22 protein-coding genes are annotated in these 19,755 nt (G+C 61.8%); 17 read left to right on the top strand and 5 right to left on the bottom strand.

The annotated features are described in order from the left end of the window. Positions 1-4 precede the first annotated feature (4 nt). Positions 5-463, bottom strand: coding sequence for a hypothetical protein (locus ACYPXD_RS32540; RefSeq protein WP_459722417.1), 459 nt, complete (start codon positions 461-463; stop codon positions 5-7). A gap of 615 nt (positions 464-1,078) precedes the next feature. Further along, a complete protein-coding gene (locus ACYPXD_RS32535) occupies positions 1,079-1,903 on the bottom strand; it encodes a fumarylacetoacetate hydrolase family protein (RefSeq protein WP_459722000.1) in 825 nt (274 codons plus the stop codon). A gap of 183 nt (positions 1,904-2,086) precedes the next feature. Here ACYPXD_RS32535 and cynR point away from each other — a divergent pair, with 183 nt between their 5' ends. The 3 genes from cynR to ACYPXD_RS32520 all read left to right on the top strand — a co-directional run bounded on the left by cynR (position 2,087) and on the right by ACYPXD_RS32520 (position 3,692). Further along, entirely contained in the window at positions 2,087-2,980 is an 894-nt protein-coding gene (gene cynR / locus ACYPXD_RS32530; protein ID WP_459721997.1) for a transcriptional regulator CynR, read from the top strand. 131 nt (positions 2,981-3,111) lie between these two features. Next, positions 3,112-3,348 carry a hypothetical protein gene (locus tag ACYPXD_RS32525; protein ID WP_459721994.1) on the top strand — a complete coding sequence of 79 codons (237 nt, stop codon included), beginning with the start codon at positions 3,112-3,114 and terminating at the stop codon, positions 3,346-3,348. A gap of 89 nt (positions 3,349-3,437) precedes the next feature. Then, positions 3,438-3,692 (top strand): hypothetical protein, encoded by a 255-nt coding sequence (locus ACYPXD_RS32520; protein WP_459721991.1) that lies wholly within the window; start codon positions 3,438-3,440, stop codon positions 3,690-3,692. 70 nt (positions 3,693-3,762) lie between these two features. Here ACYPXD_RS32520 and ACYPXD_RS32515 read toward each other — a convergent pair whose 3' ends face one another. Continuing rightward, positions 3,763-3,999 carry a hypothetical protein gene (locus ACYPXD_RS32515; RefSeq protein ID WP_459721988.1) on the bottom strand — a complete coding sequence of 79 codons (237 nt, stop codon included), beginning with the start codon at positions 3,997-3,999 and terminating at the stop codon, positions 3,763-3,765. A 396-nt stretch (positions 4,000-4,395) separates the two neighbouring features. On the opposite strand from ACYPXD_RS32515, the gene ACYPXD_RS32510 reads away from it, so the two are divergent. The 8 genes from ACYPXD_RS32510 to ACYPXD_RS32475 all read left to right on the top strand — a co-directional run bounded on the left by ACYPXD_RS32510 (position 4,396) and on the right by ACYPXD_RS32475 (position 11,735). Next, positions 4,396-4,992, top strand: a complete 597-nt coding sequence (locus tag ACYPXD_RS32510) for a hypothetical protein (RefSeq protein ID WP_459721985.1) — start codon at positions 4,396-4,398, stop codon at positions 4,990-4,992. A 128-nt stretch (positions 4,993-5,120) separates the two neighbouring features. Beyond that, positions 5,121-5,912, top strand: coding sequence for an IclR family transcriptional regulator (locus ACYPXD_RS32505; protein ID WP_459721982.1), 792 nt, complete (start codon positions 5,121-5,123; stop codon positions 5,910-5,912). Positions 5,913-5,951: 39 nt separating this feature from the next. Continuing rightward, the gene (locus tag ACYPXD_RS32500) at positions 5,952-6,710 is read left to right on the top strand and encodes a transporter substrate-binding domain-containing protein (RefSeq protein ID WP_459721978.1); all 759 of its coding nucleotides are present in this window, start codon (positions 5,952-5,954) and stop codon (positions 6,708-6,710) included. 17 nt (positions 6,711-6,727) lie between these two features. Next, on the top strand, positions 6,728-7,396 hold the full coding sequence (locus ACYPXD_RS32495; RefSeq protein WP_459721975.1) for an amino acid ABC transporter permease: 669 nt from the start codon (positions 6,728-6,730) through the stop codon (positions 7,394-7,396). Between the two features lie 38 nt (positions 7,397-7,434). Then, complete coding sequence (locus ACYPXD_RS32490; protein WP_459721972.1) at positions 7,435-8,160, top strand: amino acid ABC transporter ATP-binding protein; 726 nt, start codon at positions 7,435-7,437, stop codon at positions 8,158-8,160. Positions 8,161-8,179: 19 nt separating this feature from the next. Beyond that, a complete protein-coding gene (locus ACYPXD_RS32485; protein WP_459721968.1) occupies positions 8,180-9,580 on the top strand; it encodes a formimidoylglutamate deiminase in 1,401 nt (466 codons plus the stop codon). A 33-nt stretch (positions 9,581-9,613) separates the two neighbouring features. Next, entirely contained in the window at positions 9,614-10,423 is an 810-nt protein-coding gene (gene hutG, locus ACYPXD_RS32480) for an N-formylglutamate deformylase (protein ID WP_459721963.1), read from the top strand. A gap of 136 nt (positions 10,424-10,559) precedes the next feature. After that, positions 10,560-11,735: a GGDEF domain-containing protein gene (locus tag ACYPXD_RS32475; protein ID WP_459722412.1), complete on the top strand. Its 1,176-nt coding sequence runs from the start codon at positions 10,560-10,562 to the stop codon at positions 11,733-11,735. A 17-nt stretch (positions 11,736-11,752) separates the two neighbouring features. Here the strand turns inward: ACYPXD_RS32475 and ACYPXD_RS32470 are convergent, their stop codons facing one another. Then, positions 11,753-12,553 carry a hypothetical protein gene (locus ACYPXD_RS32470; RefSeq protein ID WP_459721960.1) on the bottom strand — a complete coding sequence of 267 codons (801 nt, stop codon included), beginning with the start codon at positions 12,551-12,553 and terminating at the stop codon, positions 11,753-11,755. Between the two features lie 141 nt (positions 12,554-12,694). Further along, complete coding sequence (gene ftrA / locus ACYPXD_RS32465; RefSeq protein WP_459721956.1) at positions 12,695-13,660, bottom strand: transcriptional regulator FtrA; 966 nt, start codon at positions 13,658-13,660, stop codon at positions 12,695-12,697. A gap of 126 nt (positions 13,661-13,786) precedes the next feature. On the opposite strand from ftrA, the gene ACYPXD_RS32460 reads away from it, so the two are divergent. The 6 genes from ACYPXD_RS32460 (at position 13,787) to ACYPXD_RS32435 (ending at position 19,636) form a co-directional block, all read left to right on the top strand. After that, complete coding sequence (locus ACYPXD_RS32460; protein WP_459721953.1) at positions 13,787-14,197, top strand: rhodanese-like domain-containing protein; 411 nt, start codon at positions 13,787-13,789, stop codon at positions 14,195-14,197. Positions 14,198-14,383: 186 nt separating this feature from the next. Continuing rightward, the gene (locus ACYPXD_RS32455; RefSeq protein WP_459721951.1) at positions 14,384-14,977 is read left to right on the top strand and encodes a DUF1007 family protein; all 594 of its coding nucleotides are present in this window, start codon (positions 14,384-14,386) and stop codon (positions 14,975-14,977) included. Continuing rightward, positions 14,971-16,134, top strand: a complete 1,164-nt coding sequence (locus ACYPXD_RS32450) for a nickel/cobalt transporter (protein ID WP_459721948.1) — start codon at positions 14,971-14,973, stop codon at positions 16,132-16,134. The genes ACYPXD_RS32455 and ACYPXD_RS32450 overlap by 7 nt, the downstream gene beginning before the upstream one ends. 134 nt (positions 16,135-16,268) lie before the next feature. Continuing rightward, positions 16,269-17,600, top strand: coding sequence for an epoxide hydrolase family protein (locus ACYPXD_RS32445; protein WP_459721943.1), 1,332 nt, complete (start codon positions 16,269-16,271; stop codon positions 17,598-17,600). Between the two features lie 504 nt (positions 17,601-18,104). Then, positions 18,105-18,860 (top strand): SDR family oxidoreductase, encoded by a 756-nt coding sequence (locus ACYPXD_RS32440; RefSeq protein WP_459721940.1) that lies wholly within the window; start codon positions 18,105-18,107, stop codon positions 18,858-18,860. Positions 18,861-19,057: 197 nt separating this feature from the next. Further along, positions 19,058-19,636 carry a YbhB/YbcL family Raf kinase inhibitor-like protein gene (locus ACYPXD_RS32435; protein WP_459721937.1) on the top strand — a complete coding sequence of 193 codons (579 nt, stop codon included), beginning with the start codon at positions 19,058-19,060 and terminating at the stop codon, positions 19,634-19,636. Positions 19,637-19,755 lie beyond the last annotated feature (119 nt).

Genomic DNA, 19,755 nt, shown 5'->3' with positions numbered 1-19,755 from the left:
CCGGTTACGGCTGCGTGGACGGCGGCGCAATGTTCGCGCGCACGCGGTATAGCAGCGAAGGATCCTGGTTGACGATTTGCCAGCTGACCCATTGACCCGCCGGCACGATCAGTCCCGGATGGTTAGCGTGCACCTGGCCAGGCTGCGGCGGCAGCTTGCAGCCGCTGCGCGATGTGAGCGCGGTATTGCTTTCGATCGTTTCCTGCGCATCGATGGCGAGCACCGACTCGCTCGGGTTTGCGCGCACCGGCGAGACGGTGATGGTGCGCTGCAGGTCGATACTGCCCGCAGGCTGGTTCTTGCAGCCGACATTGTGCGTCACGACCTTGTGGTGCTTCTCGGTGCGGGTCTGGCCGACCGCGGTCGTTCCGTCGAATGAATCGATCTCCTGACCGTCCCGGATAACCTGCAGCGTCCAGCTCACGACGGGCTGCTCGCCCGATTCCGCAGCGGGCTGAGGCAGTGGCGCCGGTTGTGCGGGGACCTGCTGCGCGGGCGATGCGGGCGATGCGGGTTGCGCGTAAGGCTGCGGCGCCGGTGCGGGTTGCGTATAGGGCTGCGGCGCTGGCGCCGGCTGCTGCTCCGCGGGCTGCGGCGTGGGCACGGGGAGCAAAGGGGGCGCCGGCTGCACGACGGGCGGTGGCGCGGCCTGATAAGCGGGCTCATGCGCCCGCTTACGCGCGGGCTTATGAACCGGTTTTTCGGCGGGCTTCGTTACAGGCTTGGCAGGAGGCTTTTCCGCGGCCTTCTCAGGCGCCTTTTCAGACGGCGTCGCAGCCGGCTTTTCAGCGGGCTTCCCGGCAGGCGGCGCAGGCGCAGGCGGTGGGGCAGACGCGGGCGGGTGCAAAGGAACGGCATGCACCACCGGCGGCGACGCCGACACCGCCGGCGCCGCGGGCTGCACTACGCCTTGTACCTCCGTCTGCGCGCTCGCGGGCACGAACGCGGCGGCAGCGGCGGAAAGCGCAACGGCGAGGCAGTTCTTCCACAACATCATGCAGGCAGGCTCCATGCGCGCGTCCGGTTGCAAAGCACGTGCACAATGCGTGCCCGAACCGCATGAGAGCCGCGAGCGCATTCATCGCACGATCTCGTGCCGCTGGCTACCGAGATGCTCGATACCGCATTCGAGCACATCGCCTTCCTGCATGAAGCGGCTTTTGCCGAAACCGACTCCGGGCGGCGTTCCGGTCGCAAGCAGGTCGCCGGGAAGCAGCGTCATATGAGCCGAGAAATAAGCGAGCATTTCGTCGAGTGAAAACAGCATGTCGCTCGTGTTGCCCTGTTGCTCGAACTGACCGTTCAGCTTCGTCCACAGATCGAGGCTCATCCCGTCGACGCCAGTGACGAGGTAAGGGCCGATGGGCGAGTAGCCGGGCCGGGACTTGGCGCGCACGAGGTGCTGGTGGCCTTCCGCATCCACCTGGGTGGTGCGGTCCGACACGTCGTTGATGCAGACAAAGCCGAAGATATAGCCCGCTGCATCGGCCGCCGCGATATCGCGTGCCTCGCGGCCCACCACGATCGCCAGTTCGACCTCCCAATCGAGCTTCACGTCGGCATTCGGGCCGCGTGAGATCGGGTCGTTCGGCCCGGCGAGCGACGTCACTGCTTTGAGAAAGACTTCGGGTTCGGTCGGCGGCTTCATCTTGAACTCTTCGATGTGCTTCCGGTAGTTGAAACCGGTCGCCGTGATCTGCCGGATACCCTCGATCGGCGCGAGGTAGGCGAATTCGCCGTGCAGCGGCACGAGCGCGCTCGTATCGACGTGGTTCAGGATGCCGCTGGCGATGGCCTCAGGCGTGATGTCCGCCACGAGCGGACGCAAATCCAGATGTTCGTCGCCAGCGATGATGACGGGAACGGCACGGTCTTTCACGAGAACTCGGGCAAACTTTTGCATTTCAACGCTCCTTGATTGGCGGCTGCATACGGCGTCTCGCACGGGTGTCAGCCATTCGATGGGCGCTTGCTCCCATCCCGGAATCAGCGCGATGCTGCGCGCGTCTGACTGCAGAATAGAAGCGGAAGGTATAAGCTTCAAAGACTCATTACTTACGCTTCCCATAAGCAGGGCTTATAGAGAATGCTCCTTCGCCATATCCGGTATTTCAAGGCTGTCGTCGACCAGGGCGGCTTCACCCGGGCCGCGCAGATGCTGCATGTCTCGCAGCCGGCGTTGTCGCAGCAGATCAAGGAACTGGAACAGAGCCTCGGCGCGCAACTGCTGGACCGCAGTGGCCGCCAGGTTCGCCCCACGGATGTGGGCGCCGTGTACTTGCGTTATGTCAGTCACGTCCTCGAGCAGCTCGATGAAGCGGCCCGCGCGGTGCGAGACGTCGAGGACCTGTCGACCGGGTCGCTGCGCCTCGGGGTCACGCCGAGCGTGGCCGCCTATCTGGTCGGCCCGCTGTTGCAGCGCTTCCGGTCGGCCTACCCTGGAATCACGCTGTCGATTCGCGTCGCGGCGCAGGAAGAGGAAATCGAACCCGCACTCAGGAACGACGAGCTGGATCTGGGCATCGGTTTCGGCGACTTGCCCGCGGAGGACATCGAAGCGACGCTGCTGCACAAGGAGCGCCTGGCGCTGCTTGTCGGAAAGCAGTATCCGCTCGCGAGCAAGGCCGTGGTGACGGCGGCGGAGGTGGCCGCGATGCCGCTCGCGTTACTCGACGCCTCCTTCTCGACCCGCAGGGTCGTGGATCGCTACTTCAAAGGCCGCCGCCTGCGTCCCACGGTCGCTGTGGAAGCGAACTCCCTGCTCGCGCTCATGCAGGTAATCCGGCACACGGGCCTCGCGACCATCCTCCCCGAGAACATTGCGGATGCCGAACTGGCCGCCGTGAAGTTCCGGCCGGAACTCGAACTGCGGTACGCGGCGCTGCTGCAACGACGCGGCGGATACCGGTCAGCGGCGGTGCGCGCGTTTATCGCGATTGCTCACGAGGTCACGCAGGCGTTTGCGGACGGGCGATCGTGACGCGTTGGCCCACGACCTCGACCATGCCCGGCCAATGATCGGATTTAAGCGATCCTTGCGAAAAGGTAACAGTCACTCAGAAATTTCATCTTAAATTACAATAACCTTTCACAACATCGCCCAACGAGCAAATGGTCCTCTATCACTGCGGCGCCGCCATCTGGCCTTCCAGCACCCGACGTGGCAACACGTTCGTCGCACACGCGTGCGTTCTGAAAGACGACGGCGAACCCGTGTCGCTGGCGGATCTGGGGCAGTTCGCCAGCCGCAGCTGCGCCTATGCGTTCGCCCTGCGCTGTGCGACTGCCTTCGTCGACGGCAAGCCGCTGCCTCGCAAACCGTTCTGCGCGAACCCTGAAACGCGATGAACGGATGCACCGGCAAGCCACTTCGCTTGCTCCGACGAAGAGGCGCTGTCGAACAAGGTCATCCTTGAACCGGTCAACGGAGGAACGCCATGCACACGCCTGACGTAAGCCGCTTTCAGTACACACGCGTGCATGGCGAGCGTCGCACTTACGATGTCACGCTCAACGTCATGCGCAGGAATTCCGGTATCTACGCCTACGCGGCCTGGGTGCAATTTCAGGCCGAATACAAGGGCTCGGGACTGATGCTTCCGCTGGTTGCGACGACTCGCGAGCGCGCGGTGCACGAGGCGCGAACCCGCATACAGAACGAGATCGATCACCTTATCGGCGTAGTCGAATAATCGAAGCCGTTCCAGCGTCTCCTCCGACCGCCTCGAAAGCCGGATTCCGGATGCGTATCGTCTACCGGCCTTAGGCCGTGATGTTAATCAGACTGCCGATCAGGGACGTGCCCGCGGCGCTGGAAGCGCTCGAAGCGGCAGCATTGCTTTCCGCGCTTTGCAGCGCACCGGCGCCACCGCCGTGGCGATGGCCGCCGCCATGATGCTTCACCGCGGCCGGCGTGCTGCTCTGCGTTTGCGACGTACCGCCGAGCGGCTGTTGCTGCGGGTTGAAGATGTTGCTGGAGGAGACGGGAGAAATCGACATGAGTTTTTCCAGGTGCCTTAAGCGATGGTGATGCACGCCTTATCAAAAATGACGCGCGGATGGTTGAAAGCGATCCATACAAAGCAATTGCATTGACTTTCTTGTTTAATAAATAGCCTGAACGACGACTATCCTGCCCTGCAGTCGTTAACGACGCGATCGGCTAATAAATTGATAATGGTAAACCCGATAAAACAGCTAAATCGTGAAAGCTGAATGGTGCAATCCGGTAAGTAATAAAGCAGGAACAATTCAATTGAAATCCGTTTGAATGGCGTAAAGCCCGATTACGGATTTTTTCCGTTTGTTGATCGTAATTTAGCAAGCCGTTTATATCGAAGCGATTACGCTAGGGCCCTTGAACGACTGGGGCAGCCGCGCCCATTGGAACGTGTCATGCCGTACTCCTGGAAAGAGGTGGCGGAGGCCTGGTGTGTCACACTCGATGACTTTCTCGGAGCGCGTAACGCGATCCTGCCGGACTTCGAACCATTTGAGTACGTTAAAAAAGAAACCCAATGGCTTCCGCTCGACCCATTTGCGGCGATCAGGCTGCCAGGTGAGTCGGGGCTTACCGTCCATTTAGTGAAATCGCGTGTTCCCCACATTCGTATGGTGGCGGTATTACGGCAAGGCGATACCCGTGTCGGCTTTGTCGCCCGGAGACAGGAAGGCTGCGACCTTCTTACGCTTGCTCCGGAATTGCGAGGTAACGGTCTTTCAGCAGACTTGTTGCTTGCCACTCGCGTTCTACGCGCATCCCTGACATTCTCGGACGTGCCGCCGCTTCATCTGGCGTCGAAGCAGCTGTTTTGCGGCGGATGCTATTCCGTAGCAGGACTCGCTTCAGCACGAGCGGCGCACCGGCTGGCGGTATTGCGCGCACTCGCAACAGGAAAGGCGGTCCCCCCCGGGGTGCTCGCGGACTACCCGCATCTCATACGATCTGCCCATCTGATACGCCAATACGCGCTCTCGAGCGCGCTCGCCTGACGTCACGCGCTGACCACCGGCGCAGGGAAAACCCTGACTGCTCATTCCCATTGACTGGGAATCTCTTTTTTGACCACCGGGAATCTCGTGGCATGCTCCTCGCATCGCCGCAGTTTTAAGCCCTTACCGTGAATCAAGATCCGAGCGTCACCGGCGCCGAACGCCTGCTTCTCGTGCTCACCGCGCTGGCGAGCCACGGCAAAGCCATGTCCGTCAAGGACATGCTCGCCGTCACCGGTCTCGCGCAAAGCACGCTTTACCGACAGGTCGCGTTGCTCAAACGCTGGGGCTTCGTCGCCGAAGACGCCGGCTATTACGCGCCCGGACCCGTGAGCTTGCAGCTTGCCGTCGGCTTCGACATCAACTCGTTGCTGGTCGAGTCGAGCCGCGACGGCATGACGCAACTGTCGCGTACCACGCAGGAAAGCGTCGGCCTCGTCGTCGCGGTCAACGATCAGGTGATCTGCCTCGAGATGATCGAAAGCACGCACTCGCTACGCTGCTCGTTCGAAAAAGGCCGCGCGGTGCCGCTCAGAGCGGGCGCATCCGCGAAGTCGTTGCTTGCCTTCATGCCCGACAAAACGCGCGCCGAAACGCTTGACCGCCAGTTCATCAGCGACCCGCAAGGCCGCAAGGCAATCGAAGCCGAACTGACTGAGATTCGCGCGCGCGGCTATGCGGTCAGCGATAGCGAAGTGGACCCGGGCGTATGGGGCGTAAGCGTTCCCATTTTCCGCCGCGCCGCGCGCGGCACGAACGCGAACGCGAACGCAAGCGCAACAGCGAGCGCCTCGATCACGTTGATGGCGCCGTCTTCACGCGCAGCGGGCCGCGAACAGCCGCTCGCCGACTGGACCGTGCGCACCGCGCAGAGCATTTCAGCCCGTCTGCAAGCCGAATCATTCCAACGCAACGCCTGACGCAAACCAGCCAACCACTTTGGGGAAGAGGAACCAACGATGATCAAACTGCATAAAGTCCTGTCAGCCGCCTGCCTGAGCATCGCGATGGCCTGCGCCGTTACCCCGGGCACGGCTGCCGCGCAAGATTCGAACGTGCTGAACGTCGCCACCGATGCGACCTTCCCGCCGATGGAGTTCGTCGAAAACGGCCAGCGTACCGGCTTCGATATCGACCTCATGAACGCGCTCGCCAAAGCAATGGGCAAGCAGGTTAAATGGACCGACATCGATTTCAAAGGCCTGATTCCGGGCCTCATTGCACATCGCTTCGATGCGGCGATCTCGGGCATCTACATCACGCCGGAGCGCAGCCAGGTGGTCGATTTCACGCAGACGTATTTCGCAGGCGGTCTTTCGGTGCTCGTGAAGGCCGATTCTTCGATCAAAACGCCGGCCGATCTGAACGGCAAGAAGGTCACGGTGCAGGTCGGCACGAAGTCGGTCAACTTCCTGCGCGACAACTATCCGCAAGTGCAGCGCGTCGAGGTCGAAAAGAATCAGGAGATGTTCGATCTGGTCGGCATCGGCCGCGCCGATGCGGCCGTCACCGGCAAGCCGGCCGCCTATCAGTTCGCGCGCACGCGCGCTGGCTTTCGCGTGCTCGACAAGGAGCTGACGAAGGAGGAGTACGGCATCGCGGTGCGCAAGGACGAGCCGCAGTTGCGCGATCAACTGAATGCCGCGCTCGCGAAGATCAAGGCCGACGGCACCTATGCCGCGATCGTGCAGAAGTGGTTCGGCACGACCGCGAAGTAAGCGCGCGGATCTGACCCATGCAACTCGACTTTACGCCGGCCGTTGCCGGCTGGGCTGACATCGCGCACGGCGCGCTCGTCACGGTGGAAGTGACGGCCGCCGCGCTGCTGCTCAGTTGCGCGCTCGGCCTGTTGATCGGTATCGGCCGGCTCAATCCGCGACATAAGCTGATCTACGGCTTTTGCACCGCGTATCTGGTGTTCTTTCGCGGCACGCCGTTGCTCGTGCAACTGTTTTTGCTGTTTTTCGGCTTGCCGCAATTCAACATTCTGCTGCCCGCCTTTGTGTGCGGCATGTTGGGACTCGGGCTTTATTCGGCGGCGTACGTGTCCGAAATCGTGCGCGGCGCAATCCAGTCCGTCGATCGCGGGCAAATGGAGGCGGCGCGTTCGATCGGTATGTCGGGGCCGCAGGCCATGCGCGCGATCATCCTGCCGCAAGCGGTCGTGCGCATGATTCCGCCGCTCGGCAACGAGTTTATCGCGCTGATCAAGAACTCCGCGCTCGTGTCCCTGTTGACCATCGACGATTTAATGCACGAAGGCCAGAAGATCATCAGCGTGTCGTATCGCTCGCTCGAGGTGTATCTGGTCATCGCGCTCGTTTATCTCGTGCTGACGCAAGCGACCAACTACATGCTTCATCGCGTCGAGCGCCGTCTGCGCGCAGGAGGAATGGTCCAGTGAGCGGCTCAAGCGAACCTATCGTCCGCATTCGCGGACTCATGAAATCGTTCGGTGCGCATCGCGTGCTGAACGGCATCGACTTCGATATTCAACCGCAGCAGGTCGTCGTGGTGATCGGCCCGAGCGGTTCAGGGAAAAGCACTTTCCTGCGCTGTTGCAACGGGCTCGAGCAGCCCGAAAGCGGTACTGTCGATATCTGCGGACATCGTCTCGTCGAGCACGGCGCGATGCTGAAAGACCGTGCGCTGAATGCATTGCGCACCGAAGTCGGCATGGTGTTTCAATCGTTCAATCTGTTTCCGCATCTATCGGTGCTGCATAACATCACGGTCGGCCCGCGCATGTTGCGCGGCGCATCGAAAGCGGATGCGGAAGCGGCCGCACTGGCGCTGCTTGAAAAGGTCGGACTCGCACATAAGGCGCATGCGATGCCGGCCAGCCTTTCCGGCGGACAGAAGCAACGTGTCGCGATCGCGCGCGCGCTGGCGATGCAGCCGCGCGTGATGCTGTTCGACGAACCGACGTCCGCGCTCGATCCGGAACTCGTCGGCGAAGTGCTGCAGGTGATGAAGCTGCTCGCGTCGGAAGGTATGACGATGCTGGTGGTCACGCATGAAATGGGCTTTGCCAGGGAAGTGGCTGATGTCGTCGTCGTCATGGACGGCGGCGAAATTGTCGAGGCAGGTCCGCCCGCGACGATCTTTTCGGCGCCCTCGCAGCCGCGCACGCGGACGTTCCTGCAAGCGGTGCTGTCGCGCGCGTAAGCCTTTGGAGCAAGCAAACATGAATCAATCGACTCGCGCGATCTTTGCAGAACACGCGTGGCTGCCCGACGGATGGCGCCGCAACGTGCTGCTCGAATGGAACGAGCAGGGCGCGCTGCTCAATGTCACGCCGGATATGCGTGAAGCACCGGCGCATGTGGCGAAGGCATCGGGCCCGATCGTGCCCGGTATGCCGAATCTTCATTCGCATGCATTTCAGCGTGCGATGGCGGGCCTGACCGAATATCGCGCGAACCCTACCGACAGCTTCTGGAGCTGGCGCGACCTGATGTACCGCTTCGCCGCGCGCATCACGCCCGACACGCTTGGCGCGATCGCGCGCTGGCTGTACGTGGAGATGCTGAAGGCGGGGTATACGTCGGTCTGCGAGTTTCATTACGTGCATCACGCGGCGGACGGACAGCGCTATGGGAATCCGGCGGAACTCGCGCAGCGCGTCGTCGATGCGGCGCACGAGACCGGCATCGGCATGACCATGCTGCCTGTTTCGTACCAGTACAGCGGCTTCGGCGCGCAGCCGCCGCGCGGCGATCAGCGGCGTTTTATCAATACGCCTGAGCAACTGCTCGCGATTCTCGAAGCGCTCAGGCAGGCGAGGCCCGAGCACGGCGCGTTGCGCTATGGCGTCGCGCCGCATTCGTTGCGCGCGGTTTCCGAAGCATCGTTGCGGACCCTGATCGCAGGGCTCGACGCCATATCGCCCGATGCCCCCGTGCATATTCATATCGCGGAACAGACGGCGGAAGTGGAAGCCTGTCTCGCCGCCGAAGGCGCGCGGCCTGTGCAATGGCTGCTCGATCGTTTCGATGTGACGAAGCGCTGGTGTCTCGTGCATGCGACGCATATCGATACCCATGAGACGACCGCGCTTGCACAACGCGGCGCGGTGGCCGGTCTGTGCCTGACCACGGAAGCGAATCTCGGCGACGGCATTTTTCCCGCGCACGAGTATCTCGACGCAGGCGGCGTATTCGGCATCGGCTCGGATAGTCATATCGGCGTCGATTGGCGTTCCGAACTGCGGCTGCTCGAATACGGGCAGCGGCTTGCACGGCGTCAACGCAATGTTTTAGCATCGTCGCAAGCGGCGCACGTCGCCGACCGGCTTTTTCACGGCGCGCTTGCCGGCGGCGCGCTCGCGACAGGCCGCGCGGTCGGCGCCCTGAGGCGCGGCGCGCGCGCCGACTGGATGGTACTCGACGCGCAGCATCCGAATCTCGCGGAACAGACGCCCGGGACGTGGCTTTCGTCGATTGTCTTTGGCGAGCATGGCGAAACACCTGTTGTCGACGTTTATGCCGGCGGCGAGCGAGTGGTGCATCAGCGCTGCCATCGTGACGAAACGCGCCTCTATGCGGACTATCGCAAGGCGCTTTCGCATCTCCTTAGCGGCGCGTGACCGCGCGCTATCACCTGAATGGAGATCCACCCCATGAGCGAGCTGTTTTTTCTCGAACGCGGCACGGCGCCGCTGCTGATCTCGATTCCGCATCTTGGCACGCGCATTCCCGAGACGATGCGCGACCCGTACACCGATATCGCGTTGACCGTCGCGGATACCGACTGGCATCTCGATCGCCTCTATGCATTCGGCAAGGCACTCGGTGCGACGATGCTCGGGGCGCGCGTGTCGCGCTATGTGATCGATCTGAACCGGCCGTCAAACGATGAAAGCCTGTATCCGGGGCAAACCACGACGTCGCTGTGTCCGACCGAATCGTTCCGCGGCGAACCGCTCTATAAGGAAGGACGCGCGCCGGACAAAGCCGAACGGGAGCGACGCGTCGCGACGTATTGGCAGCCTTATCACGATGCGTTGCGAGCCGAACTGCAACACTTGCGCACGCAGCACGCGAATGTGCTGCTTTGGGAAGCGCATTCGATCGCGAGCGTGCTGCCGCGTCTGTTCGACGGCAAACTGCCGGATCTGAACATCGGCACGCAGGATGGCCGCACGGCTGCCGCGCCGGTGCTCGATGCGGTGAAACGGGCGGCCGCCGCGGGCCCGTTCACGTGGATCGCGAATGGACGGTTCAAGGGCGGCTTTATTACGCGTCACTTCGGTGCGCCGCACGACGGCATTCATGCGGTGCAACTCGAGATGTGCCAGTCGACGTATATGAGCGAGGACGCCCCGTTCGACTACCTGCCGGAAGTCGCGCAGCAGGTCGAGCCCGTTGTGCGGCAAATGGTGAGCGGCGCGCTCGATGCCGTGGTCGCGATAAACGCTTCGGCTCGCTAAGTGATGACCGTGTAAAAGTGACCGGATCGACAGCCTCGACGTGAACTCGCAAACGTTTCCGTCGGGAAATGTCTTATTTTCAGCGTAAAATGCGACTCCCGCCGCGATGCGCCGACGGAGTGCCGTTACGCCAGCGATGCATGTCGACCTAATTACTCTCTATCTTCTTGCGATCGGGACGCTACTCGCCAGCTCCGCGATGACGCTATGGGAGCATCGCGCCCATTCGGCGCGCAGCAAGGAGCTGAAGATACTGGCGGCGGCCTACGCGACGCTTGCCATTGGCTGTGCGGCGGCCCTGTATCGTCACAACGTGCCGGGCGTCATCGGCTCCGCGCTGAGCAATCTCATCATCTTTACCGGCTATCTGTTGATCCTCCATGGCGTCGCTTCGCTAAACGGCAGGCGATACGGAGCGGCTTCGTTAGGCCTCTTTGCCGTCAATGCGCTCGCGTGGGCGATCTCCGGCACGCGATGGCAGGAGATGATGTGGGCTTATGTGAGCGCGTTTCCGATTGCAATGGCTTCGGGCATCACGGCGTATGAACTGCTGCGAAACGATGGACGGAAACGCTTCCAGTCGCAGTACATCGCGGCGATGGTGTCGGGCGTTCATGCCGTCTTTTACGCCTTCAGGGCGTTGGCCTTGCCGTGGTTCGCGGCCCGGTACGGCAAAGAGGCGCTGATGGCCTCCAGCGTCGTCACGATGTACGAGGGCGTGCTGTATTCGGTCGTTCTCCCCATGACGTTGCTCAGGCTCGTGCGCGAGGAAGCCCATGGCCAGCTTTTGCGGGAATCGCAAACGGACTATCTGACCGGGCTTGGCAATCGCAGATGGTTTTTCGAAGAGGGCGCGCGCGTGATCCGCGACGCGGGCGGATCGCGGCCCGTCTCGCTGCTGGCGTTCGACCTCGACCACTTCAAGACGATTAACGATCAACACGGTCACGAGACGGGGGACGCCGTGCTCAGGTCATTCGCGGACGTGGTTCGCAGCGGCGTGGGGCCCGACGCGATCGTCGCGCGCATTGGCGGTGAAGAGTTCGTGGCGTTGTTGCCGGATCATGACAGCGGCGATGCGAAAGTGGTGGGCGAGGCCGTGGTCAGGCGCTTCGCCGAGACGATTACGCAGGGCTCGAATCGCGTGGGCGTGCGCGCCACGGTCAGCATTGGTCTTGCCCAGTTTGAGCGCGAGGCTTTAACGCTTGGCGATCTTTTGTCGGCGGCGGACCAGGCCTTATATAGCGCTAAAGCGCGCGGCGGGAATCGCGTGGAACTTTCGCAGAGCGATACGGGGTCGTCGGCTGCGTGAGTGGCGCGTGTGACGCGTTACGCGTGATGCGGGTCGTCTTCGTCGGGGTGGTGGGGTGTGCCGCCGAGGGCGCCTATGCCGCCGCTTGAGCCTGCGCCCGCGCCCGCGGCGTTTCCACCGGATTTTTCGCCCTGGGCGCCACCCCGGCCTCCTTCACGCCCCCCCTCCTTGTTACTACCGCCTTTTGCGCCCGAAGGCCGTGCTGGCCCTTGTCCGGGGATCTGCAAACCCTGCGGCACCGCGTCGAGGTCGAGCACTTCACGGATGAAATTGCGCAGCGAGACGACTAACTCCGCTGTATGAATGGGGCGGCCTTGGGTCATTTCGATGGCGGCTTTCGTGGCGAGCCGGACCTGTTCTTGCGTGCCTAGCAGGAGGATGTCGGCGAGCGCGGCTTCGACGGCGTCGCGGATGCGGCGAGGGCGGTCGGAGGCGCTTGCGTCATTCGTTGGCGTGGCTTCGCCTTGAACTGCGGCATCGCATGCGGTGGGGGGCGAACTGGCTGTTGCCTGCGCGCTGGCGGCTTCTGCGTCGAGCGCGGCTTGCGCGGCAGCGGGAATCGCCATCGATGCGCGCTTCAGGTCGCGCAGGTGAGTCGGGTCGACCGCGAGATTGCCAGTGAATGAACCGCCTAGCGTCTTGTAGGCGGCGATAAGCGTGCGCAGCCGTTCGTTGATCTGCCGGTTTTCCCGCTCGCGACGCTGCTGCACCGTTTGCATCAGCAGCAGGCGAATGCCGACACCGATCAAGGTAATGACGGCCAGTCCGACGAGCGTGGAGAGGAGGCCTTGCCAGGAACTGAAGTCGAGGTTGCGCATGGGGCTGGGCGGGCTTGATCCTGATTGAGCGGGAGGATAGCTGATCGAAGGCATTCCGCCATTATTTTCTTGAACGGAACGGTGATGGCGAATGCGCGCAATCGAGCAGGATGGTATCCAGCCGTGCAGCGCGCACGAGCCTCAAGCGATCGCACCCTCGCCGAACTTTTGTCGATACGCGGCCGGACTGGTGAGCGCGATTCGGCGGAAATGTCGACGCATGGACTCCTCTGACCCGAAGCCCGCCAGTTCCGCAACGCGCGCCATGGGCAAGGGCGCTTTCGCTTCGAGCAATTCGCGTGCAACGGCGACGCGTTCGCGAATCAGCCATTCATAGGGCGCCATGCCAGTGGCGTCATGAAACTGACGTTGCAAGGTGCGCGGACTAACGGCCGCACGTTCGGCAAGCGAGCGAAGCGTGTGCGGCACGGCGGGATGCGCGCGCACCCAATCCATCAGTTTCGCAAGCCGGCCGCCTTCATCGTGCTGCATCGGACGCGGAACAAATTGCGCCTGGCCGCCCTCACGATGTGGCGGCAATACAAGGCGTTGTGCGACCCGATTGGCCACCGCGCTGCCGTAATCGCATCGCACGAGATGAAGCAGCATATCGAGTCCGGCCGCCGATCCCGCTGACGTGATGACCTGCGCTTCGTCGACGTAAAGAGCGTCGGGCTGAACGCTGATACTGGGGTAGCGTTGCTGCAACGTGGCCGCATACCGCCAATGGGTCGTGACGGTCTTCCCGTCGAGCACACCTGCCGCCGCAAGCACGAATACGCCGGAACAGATCGAGCAAAGACGCGCGCCACGTCGATAAGCGGCGCGAATTTTCATGAGCAGCGGCTCGGGCGGCAGTTCATCCACATCACGCCATCCGGGCACCACGATGGTATTCGCGCGCTCAAGCATCTTGAGCTTATAGGGTGCCGAGACTGTGATGCCGCCCGCGGCCCGAAGCGGCCCCGGTTCGATCGCGCAGACCGCGAACCTGTACCAGTCGAGGCCGAGTTCCGGACGCTCGAGCGCAAACAGTTCGGTCACGCAGCCGAATTCGAACGTGCACAGTCGGTCGTAGGCGAGCGCGACGACGAGATGAGTGTTCATGGCGCGATGTTACCGGAGATTGACCATTACGCCACTTATCGGGCGAACGGGCGGAAGACAGAATGAGAACGCCTGATTCGTTTTGCCGGGACATCCACGCCTATCTTGTTCATCGGGACTTCAAACATGTCGACTATCAACGGAATCAACCCCGTCACCGATCTCGCCGCGGCAGACAGTGCGACCGCGCTCGCACACTTCCAGGCGTCGCTGCAATTTGAAACGGATTGTTCGGATGTCGCTAGCGCGCTCGACAGCGGTATGCCTGGTTTCGTATTGCTCGATGTGCGCAGTCCGGCGCTGTTTGCGACGGGTCATGTGCCCGGCGCGATCAATCTGCCTCACGGAAAGATCGTTGCGTCGAAGCTCAGCGGGTATTCTCCCGACACGCTTTTCGTCACGTACTGCGCAGGGCCTCACTGCAACGGCGCGACCAGAGGAGCGATACAACTGGCGAAGTTGGGACGACCGGTGAAAGTGATGATAGGCGGCATCACCGGCTGGCTTGACGAGGGTTTGGAACTTGTCACGGCGTAAGTCCAATGGCCTGTTCTTTTCCGGCAAAGCTGCTCTTTGATAACGCAAACGTTTGCAATGGCGATCGGATCGACGCGCGCCAAAGTTTAATGAAATCGCGTGGCCATGTTTCACTGCTTTGAATGCCGCGCGGCCTGACAGTCATGCGAGAATGCCGCGTCATGATTGAACCGGCAAGCGAATGCGATGTTGAATCTGCGTGTCATCCGGCGGGCGTTGTCCATTGCCGCATTGCTTGTGTCGGGCACGGTGGCCGCGCATCCGCATGTGTGGATCCGCTTTACGGCACGCGTGCAGATGCGAGGCACACACGTTATTTCAATAGCGGAAAGCTGGCGCTTTTCTGAAGGCTTTCCCGTTCAATTGGTCGGCATCGATGCATTGCCCGATAATGGGCCACTCGATGCAAAGCAGACGGCTATCTTCCGCGAACAGGCATTTTCATCGCTCGCGGGCACCCAGTACTTCACCCATCTCTTTGCGGACGGCGAAGCGCTCGGTCTGGGCGAACCCGCCGGCTTTCGCGTATCGGTCGAACACGGCAAGCTCGTCTATACGTTCATGTTGCCGCTCAAGAAGCCCGTCGACGTGAAGGCGCACTCAGTCTCACTCGGCATCTGGGACGATTCGTTCTTCGTCGACTACGAACCCGATGGCGTGAACCCGGTCACGATCGAAGGAAATGCCGCGTCGACTTGCAACGCGAAGCCGTTTGCGGATCGCGCGCATCCTATATTCAACGGCATCGTCGTGCCACAGGCGATGGCGATCTCATGCTGACATTCGACCGGTCGATGCTGCACGTTCTGCTGGCACTGTGCGTTGCGGCCATGAGCATGGCATTGACTTCGCCGGCGTATGCAACATCGGCGCGTGTCGATGTATTCGGCCGGCCTGTGCAAGCGCCGCCGGCGTCTACGGCGCCGGACGATGCAGGCGCATCGAGCGCATCGAGCGCATCGAGCGCAGCGGGTACGGTGTCTATCGCGGCGCCGGCACACAAGTTCGTACTGCCCGAATTCGTGCGAAAAGTGTTGGCGTTTTCGATCGTCTGGCAGGGCAGGCTCAACGCGCAAATGGCCGATGCTGCGCAAGCCTTGCGTCGCTCATCCACGCCATTCACCTGGTTCACGTTGATCGGCCTCGCATTCGCCTATGGCGTTTTGCATGCGCTCGGACCGGGGCATGGCAAGCTCGTCACGGGCACGTATCTCGGTTCGCGCAATACGCGCGTCGCCGAAGCGGTCTCGCTTGCGGCATGGACCGCGACAGTACAGGCAATCAGCGCAATCGTGCTCGTCTTCGGTGCCGCGTGGTTCGCGAAGGAGGGCATATCGAATGTGCTTTCGAATGCGGCTTCACTCGATGTCGCGAGTTGTCTGCTGCTCTGTTTTGCGGGCGGCTGGTCGATCTACACGACCCTTGCGCGCCGCGACTGTTGCGACCATCCCGGCGCCTTGAGGCTCATACCCGATGAGCGGTCTATCAAGTCACCGCGGACAGCGTCACAGCACGAGCCGGCGTATCTCGGCCGAAAACTCCAGCTTCATGCACGGCGCGCCGCAAGCACGAGCATGTTCGCGCGTCCGAAACGCTCCACCGCATCGCAAATCCTCGCAACAGGGTTCGCCGCGGGTGTGCGGCCGTGCGTGGGATCGATCTTCGTTCTGATCGCCGCGATAGCGGCACACACGCCGTTCGTCGGCATCGCGGCCACCTTCGCGATCGGTGCGGGCGTTGCGCTAACGGTGACGCTATTCGGCCTCGGCGCCGTGGGTATAAACCGTCTGATCAGTGCTCGCGGCATCCGCATTCGTTCGAAAATGAAAACGGCACAACGCGTGTTCGCCGTGGCGGGCGCGCTTGTGATCGTGCTTTTCGGCGCCGTGCAGGTCGCACTGATCCTCACGGGCTATCTCGAACCGGCCATCACTTAGGTCAACGTGTTTGTTACCTGTAAGGTACAAGTGATGTTCTGCTGAAGGTATTTACGCTCCTGGCGTGCATTCGCACAATCACGCCATCTTCTGTGAACTACTGTTCGCAGATAACGACGCTAACAGGAGCAATCATGTCTAACGATATCCTTCCCTCGGTCCCGTCCCGCCGTCGCTTTCTCGGTGTGGCGGCAGCGGCTGTTGCAGCGGGCACATTGAGCAAGCTCGCATTTGCGGATACGAATCAGGCGATCAGCGAAGTTGCGCCACCGAAGGGCGGCGATAAAACGGCGCTTCGCCGTTTGCGCGTGCACGCGCCGGAAGCTCAACTCACCGATTTGCGCAGACGGATCAAAGCGACCAGATGGCCCGAGCGCGAAACCGTCACCGATGCGTCGCAAGGCGTTCAGCTCGCGACGATGCAAAGCCTCGCGCGTTACTGGAGCACCGATTACGATTGGCGCAAGGTCGAAGCACGATTGAACGCGTTGTCGCAATTCGTGACGGAAATCGACGGGCTCGATATCCATTTCATCCACGTACGCTCGAAGCATGAAAACGCGCTGCCGATGATCGTCACGCATGGCTGGCCCGGCTCGATCATCGAGCAGATGAAGATCATCGATCCGCTGACGAACCCGACCGCGCATGGCGGCAATGCATCGGACGCCTTCGATCTTGTGATTCCGTCTCTGCCCGGCTATGGTTTTTCAGGCAAGCCGACGCAGACCGGTTGGGATCCGCAGCGCACTGCGCGCGCGTGGGTCACGCTGATGAAGCGTCTCGGCTATACGCGTTATGTCGCGCAAGGCGGCGACTGGGGCAATGCGGTGACCGAGCAGATGGCGCTTATTGCGCCGCCGGAACTGCTCGCCATCCACACGAATATGCCGGCCACCGTGCCCGACACTATCGCCGAGGCGCTCAAGTACGGCAATCCGCCGCCGGCCGGCCTGACGCCAGACGAGCAGCATGCGTTCGATCAGCTCGATTACTTCTACAAGCATGGCCTCGGTTATGCGCAGGAAATGGCGAACCGTCCGCAGACGCTGTATGGAATCGAAGATTCGCCAATTGGCCTTGCCGCGTGGATGATCGATCACGACGCGGCCAGCGAGGCGTTGATCGCTCGCGTGTTCGCAGGCCAGACCGAGGGTCTTTCTCGCGACGACATTCTCGACAACATTACGCTGTACTGGCTGACGAACACGGGCGTCTCATCGGCGCGGCTGTATTGGGAAAACAAACTCAACTTCTTTGCACCGAAGCATGTCGCGATTCCGGTCGCCGTGAGCGTGTTCCCCGATGAAATCTATGCGGCGCCGCGTAGTTGGACGGAGAAGGCCTATCCGAAGCTGATTCACTACAACCGTCTCCCCAAAGGTGGGCACTTCGCCGCCTGGGAGCAGCCGGTGGAATTCACGGCGGAAGTGCGCGAGAGCTTCCGGTCGTTCCGCCAGGCGTGAGTCGGCGTACCGTTTGCGCCTGCCCGGTGTGTGCGCGGCCTTTTGCCTGAGGCCGCGCACGCGCTTGCTTTCTGGATTGGTGCATATCACGCAACACCGCGAGCCTGTTTGCGTGTCTACTGCGCGCTACGTCGTCTGCCTACGATGACGAGGTGAAGCGCATTCATAGGGCAGTGCCACATGATTCGACTTCGCACATTTCAATCCGGAGGCAACCATCATGGCGCAAATAATCTTGATCGTCGGTGCCGGCTTCGCCGGAGTACGGGGCGCACCCGGGGCAGCTCGCGTGCTCGATGGCGCCGGTGTGAGAAACAGGCGATGTCGCCCGTCGCGGCTGATGTGCGCGGCGCAAAGCGTTCCAACCGGCTTGGCGCATGTTCAGCGCATTGCTTGCGTGAGCCTTGCATTTAGCGGCGCGCGGCCTATGCTGAAGAACCGTCCAATGCACGGCAACCAACAGGCTGCAAGCAAGGGCCTGGTCGTCGACAAAAGAGGCAAATCATGAAGATCGTCGTTATCGGCGGCACTGGGCTGATCGGCTCGAAGGTCGTCACGATCCTGCGCGAAGGCGGCCATGATGTTCTTGCCGCATCACCGAGAAACGGTATCAACACCATCACGGGCGAAGGCTTGAAGCAAGCGCTGGATGGCGCGCAGGTCGTGGTCGATCTCGCCAATTCGCCATCCTTTGAAGATAAGGCCGTGCTCGAATTCTTCGAAACGTCGAGCCGCAATCTGCTGGCGGCGGAGACCGCGGCCGGCGTGAAGCACCATGTCGCGCTCTCGATTGTCGGAATCGAACGGACGCCTGAAAATGGCTATTTTCGCGCAAAGGTTGCTCAGGAAAAACTGATCGAGCGATCGGGCATCCACTACACGATCGTGCGCTCGACGCAGTTCTTCGAATTTCTCGGCGGCATTGCCGATAGCGCGATGGAGGGGGGCAAGGTCAGGGTTTCGCCGGGCCTGTTCCAGCCGATTGCATCGGACGACGTCGCCGCGATCGTCGCCGACGTGGCGATCGCGCAGCCCAAAGACGGCATCGTCGATATCGGCGGCCCCGAACGCGGGCCGTTCAATGAAATCGTCGCGCGGTATCTGAAGGCGGTGGGCGATCCGCGCGAAGTCGTGCGCGACCCCGAAGCGCGCTATTTCGGCGGCCTCGTCGACGATCAATCGCTTGTGCCTTTAGGCGATGCACGCCTTGGACGCATCGGCTTCGACGAATGGTTCAAGCGATCCCGCGCGAAAGCCTGATTGTTAAACACGCGTCAACATAAACGGAGCTGAAGGTCGCTTTGGTGGCCGCAGTTCCGTTTGTCGCTCACCACGCCTTCATCGCGAATCGCGTTGCTTGAAAGGCAACGCGCTGATTCGAGAATCCGTCTTCCGCAGCGCTTCGTTGAAACCTATTGTGCCGATCGAGGCACACGTTTTTTCCCACGGAGCGAATCATGCGATCGGCGCACACGTTACCCGGCACACTCCTTATTTCCGCGGTTCTCGCGATGATGACGGCACCCACCGTCGCTCGTGCCGAGCCATTCACAGTGAAGGTCGACAATCTCGATCACGGACGCTTTGCGAACGAGCAGGTGTACGGCGGATTCGGATGTCACGGCGAGAATGTATCGCCGCATATTTCATGGCGTCATCCTCCGGCTGGCGCAAAGAGCATGGTCGTGACGATCTACGACCCTGATGCTCCGACTGGCGGCCTCGGCTGGACGCATTGGGAAGTGGTCAACATACCGGCTTCGCAATGGTCGCTTGAAAAGGGCGCGTCGGGCAAGGCGGGCTTGCTGCCGACGGGCGCTGTCGAGACGCTGACCGACTTCGGCGAATCGAAATACGGCGGACCTTGTCCGCCTCAAGGCACATCGCATCGATACATCGTGACCGTCTCGGCGCTCGACGTTGCGCATCTCGATGTCGGGAAGACATCGAGTCCCGCGCTCGTCGCCTATCAGATGCACGGAAAGGTAATCGCGCAAGCGCGGTATGTGGCGAAGTATCACCGCGTGGCCGATTGACGCGCGACGATGCGTACGGGACTGGCTTTTTCCTCGTCGATTCGACTGCAATGGAGTCGTGTCGTGGCACTGGCCGCTCACCACGTCAGGATCGACGGCGTCTCGCCTGGCCCAACCGT

This window comes from Paraburkholderia sp. 2C (assembly GCF_054589215.1).
Note: the sequence above shows the minus strand (reverse complement) of the source record. Positions and strands in the feature narration are given on the sequence as shown.